Genomic DNA, 17710 nt, shown 5'->3' with positions numbered 1-17710 from the left:
AGTTCTTCGATGCCCGACCCCGTCGCTGCCGCGCGCTACCGTGCCCTCCTGCTGGGGGGTCTTGCGCGCGCAGGGGCGCCGGTGCCGGAGCGAGGCACCAGGATCCTGGTGGTGGACACGGCCCGCCAGCACCTCGGGCTTCTGGAGGATGGCCGGCTTTTGTTCGAAGCGGTCATCTCCACGGCGAAGAACGGCCTGGGCTGCGAGGAGAACTCCTATCGCACGCCCACGGGCTGGCACCGCATCCAGGCGCGCATCGGGGCGGGGGCCGAATCGGGGGCCGTCTTCCGCAGCCGCGTGGCCACGGGTGAGGTGTGGCGGGGGGAGCCGCGCGACGAGGATCTGATCCTGACCCGGGTGCTCACTCTGGATGGCTTGGAGGAGGGTTGGAACCGGGGCCCGGGGCGGGATTCGCTGGCGCGGTTCATCTACCTGCACGGCACCAACCAGGAGTCTCAGCTGGGCTCGCCCGTCTCCCACGGCTGCGTGCGTATGGGCAATGCCGAGGTGGCCGACCTCTTCGAGCGCGTGACGGAAGGGGACCTGGTGCTCATTGCCGAGGATCTTCCCGGCGACGGTCTGGGCCTGGGCCGCCTGCATTTCGCGGGCGTGGCGGGCAGCGGCATGAGCGCCCTGGCTCAGTTCGTGGCCCTCAAAGGCGGGCGGGCCAGCGGCAGTGATCGCAGCTTCGACCGGCTCCAGCGGCCCGAGGCGCGGGCCCAGCTCGAAGCCCTCGGTGTGGCGATCCATTCCCAGGATGGCTCGGGCCTGGAAGGCGATTGCGCCGCGCTGGTGGTGTCCACCGCGGTGGAGGAGGAAGTGCCGGATGTGGTCGCGGCCCGGCGCCTGGGGGTACCGGTGATCCACCGCTCCGAGCTGCTGGCGCACCTCGTGGCGCGCTACCGCACCGTGGCCGTGACCGGCACGAGCGGGAAATCCACCACCGTGGCCATGATCTTCGAGATCCTGCGGGGCGCGGGCCGGGATCCTTCCGTGATCACAGGAGGCGAGCTGGTGGCGCTGCAGCGCGAGGGGCGCTGGGGCAATGCCTGGGCGGGGACCTCCGATCTGCTGATCATCGAGGCCGATGAAAGCGATGGCTCTGTGGTGCGCTACCACGCGGCCGTGGGCGTCATCCTGAACCTGCAGCGGGACCACAAGGAAATGGGGGCCGTGGCGGAGATGTTCCGCACCTTCCGGGCCCAGCTGCGGGAGACCGTCGTGGTGGGCGAGTCGGAGAACCTGCACGAGTTCGCCGAAGGAGGGATGGTCTTCGGCCTCGGGTCCGAGGCCGGCCTCCGCGGGGAGGCCCTGCAGCTGGCGCTGGAAGGATCCTGCTTCAGGGTGCAGGGCGTGCCGTTCCGCCTGCCGGTGCCGGGCCGCCACAACGCCGAGAACGCTCTGGCCGCCCTCGCGGCCTGTCACGCCCTGGGCGTGCCCCTGGCCGCCATGGTGGAACCGCTGGCCCGGTTCCAGGGCGTGGCCCGGCGGTTCCAGGTGCTGGGCACGCGGCGCGGGGTCACCGTGGTGGATGACTTCGGCCACAACCCGGCCAAGGTGGCCGCCTCGATCCGCGCCGCGCACCTGCGCGTGGGGGCCGCCGGTGGTCGCGTGCTGGCGGTCTTCCAGCCGCACGGCTACGGTCCGCTCAAGTTCCTCCGCGCCGATTTCGTGGAATCCTTCGCCGCGGAACTGGCACCCGGCGACCGGCTCTGGTTCCTGGAGGTCTTCTACGCGGGGGGCACCGCCGCCCGGGACATCAGCTCTGCCGAGGTCGTGGCGGACCTCACGGCCCGCGGCGTAGCTGCGGCGTTCGCGCCTTCACGGGAATGGCTGGCGACACAGCTCTCCGAGGGAGCGCGGGCGGGAGACCTGATCCTCATCATGGGCGCACGGGATCCCTCGCTCACCGCATTAGCGATGAACATCTTGCAGGATCTTGAACGATCTGACCCATCTCTGAGGCGAGACTAAGATGTTCCTCGTTCCACTGAGTGTCTGCGTGCAGGTTGCGGATCAGCCTGCCAAGCGTGCCGATGCTGCGGCTGCCAAACTCAATGCCTATCAAGTGAGGGAAACGCCGGGAGTCATTCAGGGCGCGTGGAGGCTTGCTTCTGAACCAGACGCTCCAAGGTACAGATCCTATCTCTACATCACCTTGAGCCACTATGTTCACTTGCCCTACGACAATGTGTACCCCCCGTTTGGGTGGCCCTTGCCGAGCGAATACGGCCGAAGGCTCCGGTTCAATACGCTATCCGGCCGCGAATGGAACTTCCTTGAAATGGGCTGGCTGCTTGATTGGCGGGAAGGGCGGATGAAGCTCTTGGATGATGTGACTTTGGAAATCCGGAGCTGTCGGTCGGATTGGAACGGGGGTTCAGATCGCCAAGAAACGGTGGAAACCTACAAGCGCATCTTGCCTCGCCCAGGTCCGATCGGTTGGGATTTCAGCGTGGGTGAGACACTTCCCCCTGAGCCTCTCGCGGGTAAGTGGGAAGCCGTCGAATCGAACGGGCCAGGACAACTCCTGGAAGTGGAGAAACGGTTTGCCGAGTCGATCAACCGGACGGTGATCCGGTTCACGCCGCGCCAACCTTGGGGGGATGCATCTGGGATGTCTGAGATCGTTTGGACAGGTGGTCGGTTCGTCCCATGGGGTTCCGGTCGGTGGTGGTTTCGGACAGGGTTGGGCCAGGTACAACAGGACGCACTGTTTGAGCTCGGGGCGGAAGGAAGTCTTCGTATCACAGGGACACCGCGTGGGAATCAGCCCCCATCCACAGAACCACCGTCTCAACCTCGCACCTACCGCCGCATCGATTAGGGAGGCCAGCCCTTCGCCCCTCCTCCTGGGGCACTCAGAATGCGAACTCGAAGATGAACTTGAGGGTCCATCGCTCTGACGCGGCGGTGAGCCCGCGGCCGAGACCCACATTGAACACGAGAGGGGCGTGGTCCACATCGAGCGTCAGGAACAGGCGCTGGCTCTGCTCGCGGGAGAGATCCACCTGATTCAGCAGGCCGTGGTCAAGGTAGAGCTCCAGCCCCGGAGCGGCGGTCTTCCACCGGGTGTAGGTGGCCTTCCAGGCCGTGGCGAAATCCGGGGTGCCGCGCCCCTGGCCGTCGGACAGCGGCCAGGTGAAGACCGGGTTCACGGCCAGGAGCCAGTCCTGGCCCTGGATGCCCGCGAGGCCGCGCAATTCGGTCTCCCAGCGCAGGTCGGAGAAGCTGCGGTTTGTGCGGGCCACCTCAAGGTTCAGGCCGAGGAAGGGCCCCGCGGCCTCCTCACCTGCGCCCCGGATGGGCAGCCATTTCAGGCGGAATTTGGGCCCCGAGAACCGGTAGTGGTGGTCCGTGTCGAGGGCCGTGGGCAGGTAGAGGCCGATGTCCAGAGAGGGCAGGAGCCCGTACGAGATCTCGGGGGTGAGGTTCCAGGACCCGTTGAAGGGCAGCCCAGGCGGCGCCTCCTTCGGTCCCTGGAGGATCCGGTTGAGGTGCAGCTCCAGCCCCACTTTCCCGGGTTTCTGGATGTCGTTGGTGTAGACCTGGATCTCGTCTGCGAATCCCTGGGAGCTCAAGGCACTCCCAGGCAGCAGGAGAAGGCACAGCGCCAGGGGGCGGGACCACGCACGGAACATACGACCTCTCGGATGATCGCTAGAAAGTAGTCGAGACAGGTATTTCGTGCCAGGGCTTTTCGGGACCCGCCGCACCGAAAGGGGGCTCTCGCCTACACTGGGACCATGACGCCTTCGACCCTCCGCGCTGTCATGGCCGCGCTCCGCAAGCCGGAGACCGGTTGTCCCTGGGACCTGAAGCAGGACCACCAGACCCTGGCCCGCTACCTCCGTGAGGAGGCGGCGGAGGTGCTCGACGCGCTGGCGGCGCACCGGCCCGGGGATGCCGCCACGGAGGCCCACCTCTGTGAGGAGCTCGGTGACCTCTGGCTGCAGATCGCCTTCCACGCTCAGCTGGCGGCGGATCGCGGCGCCTGGGATCTCCATGAGGTGGAGCGGGCGGTGGTGGAGAAGCTGGTGCGCCGGCACCCCCATGTGTTCGCCGAGGTGGAGGTGGCGGGCGCCGAAGAGGTGCTCAGCAACTGGGCCGCCATCAAGCGCGAGGAGAAGGGGCTGGCGCCCGAATCGGAGCCCCGACTGCTGGAGGGCATCCCGGCTTCCATGTCCCCCATGGACGAGGCCCTGGAAATCGGCCGGCGCTGCGCCAAGGTGGGCTTTGAATGGCCCGATCTCGAAGGCGTCCTCGACAAGGTGAAGGAGGAGGTGGCCGAGCTGCAGGCCGAATCAGACCCCGTGCGCGTGGAGGAGGAGTTCGGCGATGTGCTCTTCAGCCTCATGCAGTGGGCCCGGAAGAAGGGGGTGGATCCCGACGCCGCCTTGCGTCGCCAGATGATCCGCTTCAAGGGGCGCTTCGAGTCCGTGGAGGATGACGCCCAGGCCGCCGGCGGCTGGGACCATCGCGATCTCGATCAGATGGAAACAGCCTGGCAGGCGGCGAAGCGGAAGGCGAAGCCATGATGGCGCTGCTCGCCCCGCGAGGTGGAACCCCGCCGCCGCCCGCCGTGCTGCTGCTCATTCCGGTGGTGTTCCTGGGGGTGTCCTGGCTCACCAACCGGCTCATGGGCCTTCCGGCCCTCTACGCGGCCTTCCCGGCTGATCCCACGGATCCCATCGAGAGGAACCTGGGCTGGCAGCAGATCGAATTCGGGGCCCTGCGGGGGCACTCGCCCATCTCCCTCAAGGTGGGGCGGCGCTGCCTGCACCTGAAGCAGCCCTTTCCCTTCCAGCCCGCCTGGTGGCAGGGGCCGGCCTCCATCCCCTGGGACCAGATCCGGATCGAGAAGGAGGCGAACGCCTCCACCTGGGCCTTCATGAGCGCCGCCGAGTTCCGGCTGGGGCCGGAAGGCCGCCTGATCCGCCTGCGCGGCAGGGCCGCCCGGCGGCTCCAGGACCTGGTGAAACGGCGTCAGGAAGGCGGTCCGCCCGGGGAGGGGCCGATCCGGCCTCGCTGATATCCATGAATAAGGTCGCGCCGCGAGCGCAGCGACCGATCAGTTGAGGTTCAGCCGCAGGACACCCCAGGCGGAGGCGGTGTAGAGAACCCCATTGCGGAGGGCGAGACCCGAGCCGGTGAAGTTCAGGGTGTCGGGCGTGTTGAAGACCGGAACCCGACAGGCCACGCCGCTGGAGGAGATCTGCAAGGGCCCCGGCCCGCCGATGTCCTGGACGAGGATGCTGCCGTTGCGGTCCACGGCGATGCCGGAGGGGGCGTAGAGGAGCTTGCCCCCATCAGCCGCGCTGGCGCTGCCCGCACTGCCCAGGGTGAACCGGAGGGTGGTCACCCCCCCCTCGGGACTGACTCGGCGAATGGCGGCATTGCCGCAGTCCGCCACGAAAAGGATGCCTGATGGATCCACGGCGAGGCCGTAGGGACGGTCGAACCTCGCCGAGGTGCCGGTGCCGTCGGTCAGTCCGGCCTGCCCGGCGGCTCCGGCGAGGGTGGTGACCAGGCCGTCGGGGCCCACGCGCCGGATGGCGTTGCCATCCGTTACATAGAGGTTGCCCTGGGCATCGGCGGCGAGTCCCGCGGGGGCGGTGAACCGGGCCTGGGAGCCCAGGCCGTCCTGCGTCCCCGTAAGGCCGGCGGCGCCGGCCACCGTCGTGACCTGCCCGGCGGGCGTGATCTTCCGAAGGGTCGCGTTCAGGGCATCCGTGACGAAGACATTGCCGGCCCCGTCGACAGTCGTGCTGACGGCCGCGCCGAACAGGGCCTGGGAGGCCGGCCCATCGAGGGCTCCGCTCTGGTTGGGAACTCCGGCGTAGGTGCTGACGGTACCAGAGGGGGTGATTTTCAGGATCGTGTTGTTGCTGGCCGGGAGGAAGGCATTGCCTGCGGCGTCCATGCCGAAGTTCACGGGACCGAAAAGGGCGGGCCTTCGCTGGCCCACCAGGGTGGTCACCTCGCCATCGGGCTTGATGGCGCGGATCGCACTGTTCTGGTAGTCGGCGACCAGCACTTGCCCCGTGGCATCCACGGTCAACCCGGAGATGGTGGAGAACCTGGCCGTGGCCCCGGGACCATCGATCCAGCCCAATTTCCCTTCCGCACCGGCGAAGATCGAGACCGCGCCCGCCGGGGTGATCCTGGCGATGGCGTTCTCTCCGCCCACAAACAGGCTACCGTCGGGGCCGAGCGCCAGGGCGTTGGGATTCCAGAGGGGCAGGGTGGTCGGCCAGGGGGCGCGGGTGGTGACGACCCCTCCTGGGGTGATCGACCGGATGGCCCCGTTGCCGCTGTCCACCACGAGGAGGCTGCCGGAGGCATCCACCACGAGCCCGCTCGGCCGGAGGAACCGGGCCGAAACCCCGGTCCCATCGATGCGTCCCGTCATCCCGGGCGATCCGGCGAGGGTGCTCACCTGCCCCTGGGGCGTGACCATCCGGATGGTGTGGTTCCCGGTGTCCGCCACATAGATGTTCTCGGCGGCATCCACGGCCAGGCCCCTGGGACCGTTGAAGAGGGCCGAGGCCCCCACGCCATCCGCGCTTCCCACCTGGTCGGGAACGCCCGCCAGGGTGGCCGGCGCGCCCCCGGGCCTGAAGCGGCACAGCGAGGATCCCACGAAGAAATAGACATTCCCGGAGGGCCCCATGGTCATGTACGACGGACCTCCCTGGGGCAGGGCAGGGAGCGGCGTCGACACTTGGCCCTGGGGCGAGAGCATGCGGATGGCCCGGTTCCCGTAGTCGGCGATGAGCAGGTTGCCGGAGGGGTCCGCCACCACGGCCGAGGTGTAGTTGAACCTGGCGAAGGCCGCGGGTCCATCGACGACGGGTGCATTGGGGATGCTCGCCAGCAGGCTGGCGGAACCGGCGGTCGCCGGAAAGACTGTCAGCGTGCAGGTGGCGCTGACGCTCCCGCCGGCATTGCTGGCCGTCAGGGTATAGGTGGTGGTCTGGTTGGGATGAACCCAGCAGGTGGAACCGGTGACGGTTCCGATCCCCTGGTCGAGGGTCAGGCTGGTGGCCCCGGTGACCTGCCAGGCCAGCTGGGCCGAAGAGGAGCCACCGAGAAGGTAGGAGGGCGCGCGGAAGGAGCTGATGGTCGGGGCCGGCGTCGGGGTGGGGGCGGCGGCCTGGGTCCCGCCGTTCCGGCTCCCGCAGGCCAGTGCCGCGGCCAATAGAAGGCCCGTCGCGATCAGGGCCAGGGGTTTCCCGAAAAGCCGGCGGCCCTTTTCAGCCTGGATGGTCCAGCAGGAGAGGACGGTCACCATGGACATAGCGGCTCCGGGACAGGGGGAAAGGCCGGAACAGTATAGGCGACTGAGCTCGTCGCGATAGGGTCACACCGCGTCGGCGATGGCCTTGCCCATGTCCGTGGTGCGGGCCTGGCCGCCCATGTCCGGCGTACGAAGGCCGCTGGCGAGGACCGTCTCGATGGCGGCCATGACTGAGGCGCCGGCCTCGGGGCAGCCCAGGTGGTCGAGCATCATCGCCCCGGCCCAGATCTGACCGATGGGGTTGGCGATGCCCTGACCGTAGATGTCGGGCGCCGAGCCGTGGACGGGTTCGAACATGGAGGGGAACTCGCGCTCGGGATTCAGGTTCGCGCTGGGCGCGATGGCGATGGTGCCCGTGCAGCCGGGGCCAAGGTCCGAGAGGATGTCGCCGAAGAGGTTGGAGCCCACCACCACATCGAACCAGTGCGGGTTGCGCACGAACTGGGCGCAGAGGATGTCGATGTGGAACTGATCGACCTTCACTTCCGGGTAGGCCGCGGACATGGCCTTCACCCGCTCATCCCAGTAGGGCATGGTGATGGCGATCCCGTTGGACTTGGTGGCTGAAGTGAGGTGTTTCTTCGGTCGCGACTGGGCGATGTCGAAGGCCACCTTCAGGATGCGATCCACGCCCTGCCGCGTGAAGACGCTCTGCTGCACGGCCATCTCCTGATCGGTGCCTTCGTAGAGCCGGCCGCCGATGCTGGAGTACTCGCCTTCGTTGTTCTCCCGCACCACCATGAAGTCGATGTCGCCCACCTGGCGGCCCGCGAGCGGGCAGGGCACGCCGGGCATGAGCTTCACGGGACGCAGGTTGGCGTACTGGCGGAAGCCCCGACGGATGGGGATGAGCAGGCCCCACAGGGAGATGTGGTCGGGCACGCCGGGAAAGCCCACGGCGCCGAGGAAGATGGCATCGTGGCGGCGGATCTGGTCGAGGCCGTCTTCAGGCATCATGCGGCCGTGCTGGAGGAAGTGCTCACAGCTCCAAGGGAATTCATCCCATCGGAAGCGAAGGCCGTGCTTCGCGGCGGCGGCCTCCAGCACGCGAATGCCTTCGGGTACCACCTCTTTGCCGATGCCGTCGCCGGGGATGACCGCGATCCTGAAATCACGCATGGCGTCCTCCTGTGAAGAAACCTGCAAATGTATCTAATTGGTGTGCGAATGCGGTGGAATCGTAGCGCAGATACCTCTTCACACTATGCGACTCAGGGGTAGACTACGCACCGAAATCCCACCCCATCCTAACCATGGAGGCTCCTTATGAGCCATGAACCCGTTTCCGGAACGGCCCCAGCCGGAGGTTCGTCCGGCTGGCAGGGCGCCAGGCTGGTGCCAACCCTCGCGACCGCCCTCCTGGGTCTGCTCCTGTATTTTGGATTGCCTCGCCTGATGTCCGTGCCGGATGCCAAACTCTTCGCGGGCCAGCCCGCGGCGGCTAAGCCCGCTCCGGGAGCGTCCGTCAAGCCCCCGACCAAGCCTGTTTCGGCGGTGGCTGCGCCGACTCCGGCATCGGCCCAGATGCCGACCCCGGCCAAGCCACTGACCAAGGCTCAGCTGGAGGCCAAGGTGAAGGTGGAGGCCGAAGCCAAGGCCAGGGCCGAGGCCGAGGCCAAAGCGAAGGTGGAGGCCGATGCGAAGGTGAAGGCTGAAACCGAGGCCAAGGCCAAAGGGGATGCCGAGACCAAGCGGAAGGCCGACTGGGTGAAGGGGCTGCACCTCTTCGCCATCTTCGTCACCACCATCATCGGCATCATCGTCAAGGCGCTGCCCATGGGGGCGGTGGCCATGATCGGCATCGCCGTGACGGCCCTGACGGGCACCCTCGGCATCGCGGATTCCATGAGTGGCTTCTCGGATGTGGTCATCTGGCTGATCGTGCTGGCCTTCTTCATCTCCCGCGGTTTCATCAAGACAGGCCTCGGCGCCCGCATCGCCTATACCTTCATGGCCCTGCTCGGCAAGCGGACCCTGGGACTCAGCTACGGCCTGGCCGCTACGGACCTGGTGCTGGCGCCGGCCATTCCCAGCAACACCGCCCGGGGCGGCGGCATCGTCATGCCCATCATGGCGTCCCTGGCCCGGGCCTACGGCAGCAATCCGGGTGACGCCAGCGCCCGGAAGATGGGTTCGTTCCTCACGCTGACGGCCTACCAGGTGAACTGCATCACGAGCGCCATGTTCCTCACCGCCATGGCCGCCAACCCGCTGGCGCAGAAGCTCGCGGGCGACCTCAAGGTGAACATCACCTGGGGCGGGTGGGCCCTCGCGGCCCTGGTGCCCGGCGTGGTGGCCCTGCTCCTGGTGCCCTTCCTGATCTACCGGCTCCACCGCCCCGAGATCACGGAGACGCCGGAGGCCGTGGAGATGGCCAAGGGCCACCTGCGCGACCTCGGGCCCATCAAGCGCCAGGAATGGATGATGCTGGGCGTCTTCGTGATGCTGCTGGTGCTCTGGATCTTCGCGAAGCAGCTGGGCGATCTCAATCCCACCACATCTGCCCTGGCGGGTCTCGCGGTGCTGCTCCTGAGCGGAGTTCTGAACTGGGAGGACATCAAGGCCGAGACCGGCGCCTGGGACACCCTGGTGTGGTTCGCGGCCCTCGTGATGATGGCCAGCTTCCTCAACAAGCTGGGCATGGTGCCCTGGTTCAGCAAGACCATGGGCGGCATGGTGGCGGGCAAGGGCTGGATCGCCGCCTTCCTGGTGCTGGCGCTGGTCTACTTCTACAGCCACTACTTCTTCGCCAGCAACACCGCCCATGTGGCCTCCATGTACGCGGCCTTCCTCGGCGTCTCCATCGTGGCCGGGGCGCCCCCGGTGCTTGCGGCCCTGGTGCTGGCCTTCTTCAGCAACCTCTTCGCGGGCATGACCCACTACGGGACGGGGCCGGCGCCGGTGCTGTTCGGAACGGGCTATGTGGAGCTGGGCACCTGGTGGCGGACGGGGCTCATCGTGAGCCTCGTGAACATCCTCATCTGGGTGGGGCTCGGCGGTCTCTGGTGGAAGGTGCTGGGGCTCTGGTAGGTTTTCCCCCTACGAAAAAGCCCCGCGGCCGCGGGGCTTTTTCGTAGGGAAACAGTTCTCAGCCCAGGATCTTCGACAGCCCGTAGGCGACGCAGGTCGAGACGCTGACCCCGATGAGGCCGGGGATCATGAAGCTGTGGTTGAGCAGGTACTTGCCGATCCGCGTGGTGCCGGTGCGGTCCATGTTGATGGCGGCGAGGTCGCTGGGGTAGAAGGCGAAGAAGAAGTAGGCGTAGCTGGCGGGAATGAGGCTGAGCAGCAAGGGGGTGGGCAGGCCCAGGGCGTAGCCGAAGGGCAGCATGATGGTGAGCGTGGCGGCCTGACTCTTCACGAAGGCGGACACGGCGAACATGGCGAGGGCGAAGGTCCAGGGGGCCACCTGCACCATGGTCTTGATGTTGGCCACCAGGTAGCTCTCATTGGCCTTGATGAAGGTCTCGCTCATCCACGCGATGCCGAAGATGGAAACGACGGCGATCATGCCCGCGATGAAGACGCTGGAGCGGGCAATGTCGGGTGCCTTCACCTTGGTGGCGAAGAGGATGAAGGAGCCGAAGGCCAGCATGATGATCTGCACCACGGTGGTCATGGGCACGACCTTGCCGTTCACCAGGGGCAGGAGGCTCGGCTTCATGGCGATGAGGATGATGGTCAGCACGCCGGCGAAGAAGAGGCCCACGGAGAGTTTCGCGGTGAAGGGGATCTCCATGCCCAGGGTGGTCACATTGGCGTCCAGGGCCTTGGCGAACTCGGGGTCCTTCATGCGCTCCAGGAACTCGGGATCCTCGTCCAGCTCCTTGCCGCGGTTGAAGCTCCAGGCGGCGGCGGCCAGCACGCCGATGATGCCGGCGGGCAGGGTGATGCGGATGATGTCGAAGAGGCCCACGGGATGGCCGTTTTTAGCGGCCATGGCCAGGAAGGTGGTGACGGCGGCGGCCACGGGGCTGGCGGTGATCCCCATCTGGGAGGCCACGCTCGAGATGGCCATGGGCCGTTCGGGGCGGATCCGGGTCTTCAGCGCCACATCGGAGATGACCGGCAACAGCGCGTAGACCGCATGCCCTGTGCCGACGCAGACCGTGAGGAAGAAGGTGGAGAGGGGCGCCAGGATGGTCACATATTTGGGGTGGGCTCGGAGCAGGCGCTCCGTCAGCTGCACCAGGTAGTCGAGGCCGCCCGCGACCTGCAAGGTGGCCGAGGCGGTCACCACCGCGAGGATGATGAGCATCACATCGATGGGGGGCGTGCCCGGGGCTACGCGGAAGCCGAGCACCAGCACGGCCACGCCCAGGCCGCCGATGAGGCCCAACGCCACGCCGCCCTTCCGGATGCCCAGGAGGATGGCCGTGAGCACGAGTACGAACTGGATCCAGAACATGAAGGCTGGGGACATGGTCTCGTTCTCCTTTGAACCAGGCCTGCTGAAACCTGGGACGGCTGGAATCGTAGCAGACGAGTAGGTAATGAATGGAGCGAGTGGCCGGTTTTTTTAGTTGAAAAACCCCAGATGGGTCGGTTCCGGCCCCGACCGGACCGTGTCATCAAGGTGGTCCTATAGGTCCGCCCCGCCAGGTAGATCGGCCAAATAGACCCTCGGGGCAGGTTAGGATGACCCTTCAGGATGGCCTGCCGTGAATGCCCTTCCCTTCCATGTCGTCACCCTCACCCACCCGGTCTGGGACGAGGCCTTGGCCTGCGCGAAGCGCCTGCCCGGAGACGCCCTGCCGGAGCTGCGCCTGGACCTGTTCCCCGAGGCGGACCCCGAGGCCCTGGTGGACGCCTTGAGGCGCCGCTGTCTGGTGACCTGCCGCCGGGTTTCCGAGGGGGGCCGCTGGCCTGATGAGGACGAGGAAGGCCGCCTGGCCCACCTAACCCAAGCGGTGAAGGGACGCCCGGCCTGGCTGGACCTGGAGTGGGACCTGCCCGTACCGGTGGAGATCCAGGCCGCCCGGACCCATGTGCGGCTGCTGCGCTCGATCCATGTGCCGCCCGGTGTCTTCGACCTCGAGACCCGGCTCCAGCACCTGCCGGAAGGCGAGGCCTTCAAGTGGGTGGGCTGGGCGGACCGTCTGGCAGACAACGCCCGCCTGCGGCCCGCCCTGGCCTGGGCCCGGGACCGCGGCTTGGCCCTGTCCGCCTTCCTCATGGGGCCCAAGGGCATCCCGAGCCGCGCCCTGCAGGGGGCCTGGGGCGGGGCCTTCACCTATGCCGCGCCGGATGATGGCCCCGCCGCCGCCCCGGGCCAGCTCCCCCTGGCCACGCTCCAGGCCTGGCGCTGCGCCCGCCTGCACCCCGGACACGGTCTCTGCGGCGTCATCGGCGATCCGGTGCTCCACTCCCGGGGCCCGGCCTTCCACAACCCGCGGTTCCAGCGGGCCTTCAAGGATCTCCTCTATCTGCCCCTGGCCTGCGGAGAGGCCGGGGAGGCGGTGGCAGCCCTGGAGGCCCTCGGCGTCCTGGGTCTGAGCATCACGGCACCCCTCAAGCTCGACCTGCCGCAGGCCCTCGGCCTGGAAGGGCCCCTCAACACCCTCTGGCGGCGGGCGCCCGGCGATCCCTGGCAGGGCGCCAACACAGACGCGGAGGCCTTCGGACAGGCGCTGTCCAGCCTCGTGCCGGGGCCCGTGTTGCTCCTCGGCGCTGGCGGAGTGGCTCGCACCAGCCGCGCGGGCCTGGAAGCCGCCGGTCGGCCCGTGCTCCAGGTCTCGCGTCAGCGGCCCGTGACGACCCGCGAAGTGGCGGCCTTCGGCCCCGTGGGCCTTGTACAGGCCACGAGTCTGGGGATGGCGCCAGAGGATCCGGCGCCCTTCGGCGATCTGCTGGAAGCCGCCCGGCCATCCGCCCGCTGGGCCGTGGAGTGGATCTACAAGGAGGACACCGCCTTCGCCCTCTGGGCCCGGGAGGCGGGTCTGGCGCTGGTGGAGGGGAGCGCTCTCTTCGAGGCCCAGGCGGAGGCGCAGAGCCGGCGGTTCATCGAAGGCTGCGGGGGGGCGCTCTAAGTCACAAGGAGCCGATACCTGATAGCGTCTACCCATGGATCTGCTGCTCGTCGAGGACAAGGACAGCTTCCGCCGCCTGCTGACCCAGGCCCTCGAGGGCTCGGCTTGGTCGGTGCGGGCGGTGGCGGATCCGCAGGAGGCCCTGCGAGCCCTGGAGGCGGCGCCGGCCCATGTGCTGGTGACCGACCTGCGCCTGCCGGGCATGAGCGGCCTGGAGCTGATCCGGCGGGCCCGCCAGCTCCAGCCGGGCCTGCGCGTGGTCCTCATGTCCGCCTTCGGAGAGCCCCGCGACATCGTGGCGGCCATGCGGCTCGGTGCCGACGACTTCCTGCCCAAGCCCTTCGACCTGGATGCGTTCCTGGCTCTGCTGGACCGCCTGCGGGCCCTGGTGGGTGCGCCACCTCCGGATCCGGCCGAACCCTGGATCGCCCACGGCGCGCCCATGCAGGCCCTGGAGAGCGCCCTGGGGCGGGCGGCCGCCACGGCCCTGCCCGTGCTCTTCCGCGGGGAGCGCGGCGCTGGCAAGAGCCGTTGCGCCCGCCGGCTCCATGCGCTGCGTCATCCGGTGGCACCCTTCCTGAGCCTGGCCGCCGGGACCCTGGGGCCCGAGGGGCCGGATCCACGCACCCTGCAGCTGCTCCAGGGCGGCAGCCTGTACCTGGCGGACCTGGCCCACCTGTCGCGGGAGGCCCTGGGGCCCCTGGTCCGGGCCCTGGACGGCCCCCTTGGAACGGGGTTGTGCTGGATGGCCGGCGTGGACGCCGAGGTCGCGTTGCCCCCGGACCTGGCCCAGCGCCTTGGATCGCTGGAGCTGAAGGTTCCCCCGTTGCGCGAGCGCCGGGAGGATCTGCTGGTCCTGGCGCGGCTGTTCCTCGCGCGGGCCGCGCGGCGCGAAGGCCGGCCGGAGCCCTGGCTGGAGCGCGCCGCCGAGCGCCAATTGCTGGATTACGCCTGGCCCGGCAACCTCCGTGAGCTGGAGGTGCTGGCGGGGCGGACGGTCCTCTTCTCCGAAGGGCCCGTCATCCGCGCCTTCCCGGATCTCGGGCTGGACGGGGCGCCCTTGCGCCTGCCCTGGCCGGCGCCCGGAACCCTGGAGGTCATGTTGAAGGCCGTGGCCCGATCGGCGGAGGGCGAGCTGCTGCGGAAGGCCCTGCGGGAAGCGGGCGGAGAGCTCCCCCCGGCGGCGGAAGGGCTGGGGCTGACGGTGCGAAGCCTCGCCCAGCGCTTGCGGGAACATGGCATCCCTCTGGAAGATGGAGATCCCGACTCCGTGCCCCGGAAGGCCCCATGATCCAGGATCCGCCCCAGCCTCCCCCCGTCCTCGCCCCCCCGGTGCGTTCACCCGAAGGCATCCGTCCGGCGGCCCGGGCGGGGCTCGCCGCGCTGCAGGCCGTGGTCGTGGGCAAGGAATCCCAGGTCCGACGGGCCTTCGCGGCCCTCCTCGCCGGGGGCCATGTGCTGCTGGAGGACCTGCCGGGCGTGGGCAAGACCACCCTGGCCAAGGGGCTCTCGCGCATCCTCGGCGGCAGCTTTCAGCGGGTGCAGGGAACCAACGACCTGCTGCCCTCGGACCTGCTGGGGGTGCACCTCTGGGACGCCAAGGAGCAGTCCTTCCGTTTCCAGCCGGGGCCCGTGTTCTGCCATGTGCTGCTGCTGGATGAGCTGAACCGCATCGGCCCCAAGACCCAGAGCGCCATGCTCGAGGCCATGGTGGAAGGGCAGGTGACCCTGGATCGCAGCACCCATCGCCTCCCCGACCCCTTCTTCGTCATCGCCACCCAGAACCCGCTGGATCATGCGGGCACCTTCCCCCTGCCCGAGAGCCAGCTCGACCGGTTCTCCTGCGCCCTCCATCTCGGTTATCCGGACCGGGAGGCGGAGCGGCGCATCCTCAAGGGGGAAGCCGGCTCGGAACGCCTGGACACTCTGCACCCCGCCCTGGATCTCGAGGGCTGGAAGCAGGCCCGCGCGGCGGTCCGGGCCGTCCGGGTGTCGGATGCGGTGCTGGATTATGCTGAGCGCATGGTGGACCGCATCCGCACCGGAGGGGGTTTCTGCTCCACTCGCGCGGCCAAGCACTGGCTGGGGCTGGCCCAGGCCGAGGCTTGGTTGGAGGGTCGCGACTTCATCACGCCGGACGACCTGCAGAGCACCCTGGCCGACACCATGGCCCACCGCGGCAGCCTGGACGAGCGGCGCCTGAGCCGCAACGACCGGCGCGAGCAGTTGGCCCGGCTGCTCAAGGAGCTGCCTGTGGGGTGGGCGGGATGAGAGGGGATGACACGGTCGGCCAGCTCCTCCATGACGCGCGCATGGCCAAGGGGTTGTCGCGCGAGATCCTGGCCCTGGAGCTGAAGCTGCCCATCCGCCACATCGAGGCCATCGAGGCCGACGATTGGGCGGCCCTGCCGCCGGGCCGCTCCCGCCCCCTGGCCCGCCAGCTGGCGGAGCGCCTCGGCGTGGACCTGGAATTCCACACCGACGCCTTCCAGACGGTGCCCGGCGCTCAGGAATGGGCTCCGCCGGATCCACGGCAGGAGCGCCTGGAGCGCGTCGTCATGGGCCTTTTGACCGCGGCCTCGGTCCTGGTGGTGCTGTGGCTGGTGGTCCCTGGCCCGAGCCTGGGGCGGAAGCCCTTGCCCAGCTACCTGTCCGCCCTGCCCAGGGCTGCGCTGCCGCCCCCTCCTCCGCCTTCCACCGCGGCCTATCCGGTGCTGGGCGAGCTGCTGCCCGAGGCCCCCCTGAACGAACAGGGCGTGCTGATCAGCCTCCGGTCCATGGACACCTGCGAGGTGCGGCTCGAACCCCTCCCCGAATCCGGCGAGCAGGCTCAGACCCACACCCTTCGCGTGTCCGAACCCTGGCGGCTCCGGGTGAAGGGGCCCTTCGCGCTGGTGCTCGACAACGCCGGGGTGGTGAATGTGGAGGTGGCGGGTCTGCGGATTCCCCACGGCCAGAATGTGGGCGAGGCCTGGACTGGCCGCTTCGACGCCGAGGGCCGCTGGCTCCGGCCGTCGCCGCCGCCGACCGAGCCACCCGAACCCGCGACCCCCGATGATGACGAGGACGGACCCCGGCCATGAGCATGCACCCCATCGTCGAACGGTTCCTCCAGGGCACCCTCCCCGAGCCCATGGTGGTGGCCCTGGTCGGCGGGAGCCTGCCGGTCCCCGCCAAGGACCTGCTCCAGGCCCTGGCCCATGTGGGCCTGGAGGAGACGCCCCACGCGGCCCGGGCCCTCGGCTTTTTCGCCACCATGCCCGAGTCCATGCTCGCCGGCCTGCTGCTGGAGCCCGTGGAGCCGCCGCGGCCCCTGCAGCTGGTGCTCTGCCACCGCAAGGAGCCGGCCCTGCTCGAGGCGGCCCTCCTCAACCCCTCGCTCACCTCGGAGATCGTCGAGGCCTCGGTGCCGAGCCTGCCAGGCTCCGTGCTCGAGATCGTGCTGAACAACCAGGTGATGTGGATCGAACGCCCGCACATCCTCGACCTGCTGGAGGAGCACCCGGAGGGCGAATATGTCATCAAGCGGCGGGTGAATGAATACCGCTACGAAGTGCTGCGCCTCATCCCCGAGGAGGTCAAGAAGGACCGCCTGGAGATCATCAACGAGGTCGAGGCGGGAAAGCTGGACCGGGCCTGGTCCGAGCTGCCCCTGCCCAAGACCAAGTCGCAGGAGGAGGCGGACGCGGAGATCGAATCCGAGGAACAGGCCGCCGAACGCCGCCTCCTCGCGCAGAAGCCCCTGGTGCACGAGGATGGCCAGGAGATCAACCTTACGGTCACCCAGCGCATCACCAAGCTCAGCACCAACCAGAAGATCATGCTGGCCATCAAGGGGGGCAAGGAGGAGCGCGCCATCCTCATCCGCGAAGCCAACCGCCTCATCCAGGTCAATGTCATCCGCAACGGCCGCATCACCGAATCCGAGATCGCCTACATCGCCCAGATGCGCACCGTGAACGAGGAGGTGCTGCGCATCATCTCCAACAGCCGTGAGTGGATGAAGAAATACCCCATCACCAAGGCCCTGGTCATGAATCCCCGCACGCCCCTGCCCGTGGCGATGACGCACTTCAAGCGCCTGATCGACAGCGACATGAAGCTGCTGATGAAGGACCGCAATGTGCCCGAGCTGATCCGGCGCGAGGCCAAGCGCCTGGTGGAGATGAAGGCCCACGGGAAAGGGTAGGGCGCGGGGGAGGATCCCTCGTCGGCTCCGAAATCAGAAGGCCCCCAACCGGGGGCCTTCTGATTTGGAGCGGGCGATGGGGATTGAACCCACGACATCAAGCTTGGGAAGCAAAGAGTCGCATCGGGTAAGCAGAAGGTTAGATCGAAAAATACGCTGTAAATAAAGGATTTAACTGTTAGTATAAGCATT

13 protein-coding genes are annotated in these 17710 nt (G+C 68.3%); 9 read left to right on the top strand and 4 right to left on the bottom strand.

Features of this window, described 5'->3' with window-relative positions; genetic code table 11:
- Positions 1 to 9: 9 nt before the first annotated feature.
- Positions 10 to 1974, top strand: a complete 1965-nt coding sequence (locus QZ647_RS09300; RefSeq protein WP_291271890.1) for a L,D-transpeptidase family protein — start codon at positions 10 to 12, stop codon at positions 1972 to 1974.
- An 887-nt stretch (positions 1975 to 2861) separates the two neighbouring features.
- Here the strand turns inward: QZ647_RS09300 and QZ647_RS09295 are convergent.
- Positions 2862 to 3641, bottom strand: a complete 780-nt coding sequence (locus QZ647_RS09295) for a hypothetical protein (RefSeq protein WP_291271889.1) — start codon at positions 3639 to 3641, stop codon at positions 2862 to 2864.
- A gap of 105 nt (positions 3642 to 3746) precedes the next feature.
- Here QZ647_RS09295 and mazG point away from each other — a divergent pair, with 105 nt between their 5' ends.
- Both mazG and QZ647_RS09285 read left to right on the top strand, forming a co-directional pair.
- Positions 3747 to 4538 carry a nucleoside triphosphate pyrophosphohydrolase gene (gene mazG / locus QZ647_RS09290; protein ID WP_291271888.1) on the top strand — a complete coding sequence of 264 codons (792 nt, stop codon included), beginning with the start codon at positions 3747 to 3749 and terminating at the stop codon, positions 4536 to 4538.
- Entirely contained in the window at positions 4538 to 5032 is a 495-nt protein-coding gene (locus QZ647_RS09285) for a hypothetical protein (protein WP_291271887.1), read from the top strand. The genes mazG and QZ647_RS09285 overlap by 1 nt, the downstream gene beginning before the upstream one ends.
- 39 nt (positions 5033 to 5071) lie before the next feature.
- Here QZ647_RS09285 and QZ647_RS09280 read toward each other — a convergent pair whose 3' ends face one another.
- The gene (locus tag QZ647_RS09280) at positions 5072 to 7300 is read right to left on the bottom strand and encodes a hypothetical protein (RefSeq protein WP_291271886.1); all 2229 of its coding nucleotides are present in this window, start codon (positions 7298 to 7300) and stop codon (positions 5072 to 5074) included.
- A 63-nt stretch (positions 7301 to 7363) separates the two neighbouring features.
- Positions 7364 to 8419, bottom strand: coding sequence for a tartrate dehydrogenase (locus QZ647_RS09275; protein ID WP_291271885.1), 1056 nt, complete (start codon positions 8417 to 8419; stop codon positions 7364 to 7366).
- A 147-nt stretch (positions 8420 to 8566) separates the two neighbouring features.
- Between QZ647_RS09275 and QZ647_RS09270 the strand changes: the two genes are divergently transcribed.
- A complete protein-coding gene (locus QZ647_RS09270; RefSeq protein ID WP_291271884.1) occupies positions 8567 to 10330 on the top strand; it encodes a DASS family sodium-coupled anion symporter in 1764 nt (587 codons plus the stop codon).
- Positions 10331 to 10388: 58 nt separating this feature from the next.
- On the opposite strand, the gene QZ647_RS09265 is transcribed toward QZ647_RS09270, so the two are convergent.
- The gene (locus QZ647_RS09265; protein ID WP_291271883.1) at positions 10389 to 11723 is read right to left on the bottom strand and encodes an anaerobic C4-dicarboxylate transporter; all 1335 of its coding nucleotides are present in this window, start codon (positions 11721 to 11723) and stop codon (positions 10389 to 10391) included.
- Between the two features lie 238 nt (positions 11724 to 11961).
- Between QZ647_RS09265 and QZ647_RS09260 the strand changes: the two genes are divergently transcribed.
- The 5 genes from QZ647_RS09260 to QZ647_RS09240 are packed head-to-tail and all read left to right on the top strand — an operon-like array spanning position 11962 to position 17518.
- On the top strand, positions 11962 to 13329 hold the full coding sequence (locus QZ647_RS09260) for a type I 3-dehydroquinate dehydratase (protein ID WP_291271882.1): 1368 nt from the start codon (positions 11962 to 11964) through the stop codon (positions 13327 to 13329).
- Positions 13330 to 13363: 34 nt separating this feature from the next.
- A complete protein-coding gene (locus QZ647_RS09255; protein ID WP_291271881.1) occupies positions 13364 to 14620 on the top strand; it encodes a response regulator in 1257 nt (418 codons plus the stop codon).
- Positions 14617 to 15600: an AAA family ATPase gene (locus tag QZ647_RS09250; protein ID WP_291271880.1), complete on the top strand. Its 984-nt coding sequence runs from the start codon at positions 14617 to 14619 to the stop codon at positions 15598 to 15600. The genes QZ647_RS09255 and QZ647_RS09250 overlap by 4 nt, the downstream gene beginning before the upstream one ends.
- Positions 15597 to 16412, top strand: coding sequence for a helix-turn-helix transcriptional regulator (locus tag QZ647_RS09245; protein ID WP_291271879.1), 816 nt, complete (start codon positions 15597 to 15599; stop codon positions 16410 to 16412). The genes QZ647_RS09250 and QZ647_RS09245 overlap by 4 nt, the downstream gene beginning before the upstream one ends.
- The gene (locus QZ647_RS09240) at positions 16409 to 17518 is read left to right on the top strand and encodes a hypothetical protein (RefSeq protein WP_291271878.1); all 1110 of its coding nucleotides are present in this window, start codon (positions 16409 to 16411) and stop codon (positions 17516 to 17518) included. The genes QZ647_RS09245 and QZ647_RS09240 overlap by 4 nt, the downstream gene beginning before the upstream one ends.
- Positions 17519 to 17710: the final 192 nt, after the last annotated feature.

The organism is Geothrix sp. (assembly GCF_020622065.1).
GTDB lineage: Bacteria > Acidobacteriota > Holophagae > Holophagales > Holophagaceae > Geothrix.
This window is presented reverse-complemented; position numbering and strand designations above follow the sequence as displayed.

Bases quoted from the DNA above. Each gene is read 5' to 3' on its own strand.
- QZ647_RS09265 (WP_291271883.1), bottom strand. From the start codon at position 11,723: ATGTCCCCAGCCTTCATGTTCTGGATCCAGTTCGTACTCGTGCTCACG.
- QZ647_RS09245 (WP_291271879.1), top strand. From the start codon at position 15,597: ATGAGAGGGGATGACACGGTCGGCCAGCTCCTCCATGACGCGCGCATG.
- QZ647_RS09275 (WP_291271885.1), bottom strand. From the start codon at position 8,419: ATGCGTGATTTCAGGATCGCGGTCATCCCCGGCGACGGCATCGGCAAA.
- QZ647_RS09300 (WP_291271890.1), top strand. From the start codon at position 10: ATGCCCGACCCCGTCGCTGCCGCGCGCTACCGTGCCCTCCTGCTGGGG.
- QZ647_RS09285 (WP_291271887.1), top strand. From the start codon at position 4,538: ATGGCGCTGCTCGCCCCGCGAGGTGGAACCCCGCCGCCGCCCGCCGTG.
- QZ647_RS09280 (WP_291271886.1), bottom strand. From the start codon at position 7,300: ATGTCCATGGTGACCGTCCTCTCCTGCTGGACCATCCAGGCTGAAAAG.
- QZ647_RS09295 (WP_291271889.1), bottom strand. From the start codon at position 3,641: ATGTTCCGTGCGTGGTCCCGCCCCCTGGCGCTGTGCCTTCTCCTGCTG.
- QZ647_RS09255 (WP_291271881.1), top strand. From the start codon at position 13,364: ATGGATCTGCTGCTCGTCGAGGACAAGGACAGCTTCCGCCGCCTGCTG.
- QZ647_RS09250 (WP_291271880.1), top strand. From the start codon at position 14,617: ATGATCCAGGATCCGCCCCAGCCTCCCCCCGTCCTCGCCCCCCCGGTG.
- QZ647_RS09240 (WP_291271878.1), top strand. From the start codon at position 16,409: ATGAGCATGCACCCCATCGTCGAACGGTTCCTCCAGGGCACCCTCCCC.
- QZ647_RS09270 (WP_291271884.1), top strand. From the start codon at position 8,567: ATGAGCCATGAACCCGTTTCCGGAACGGCCCCAGCCGGAGGTTCGTCC.
- mazG (WP_291271888.1), top strand. From the start codon at position 3,747: ATGACGCCTTCGACCCTCCGCGCTGTCATGGCCGCGCTCCGCAAGCCG.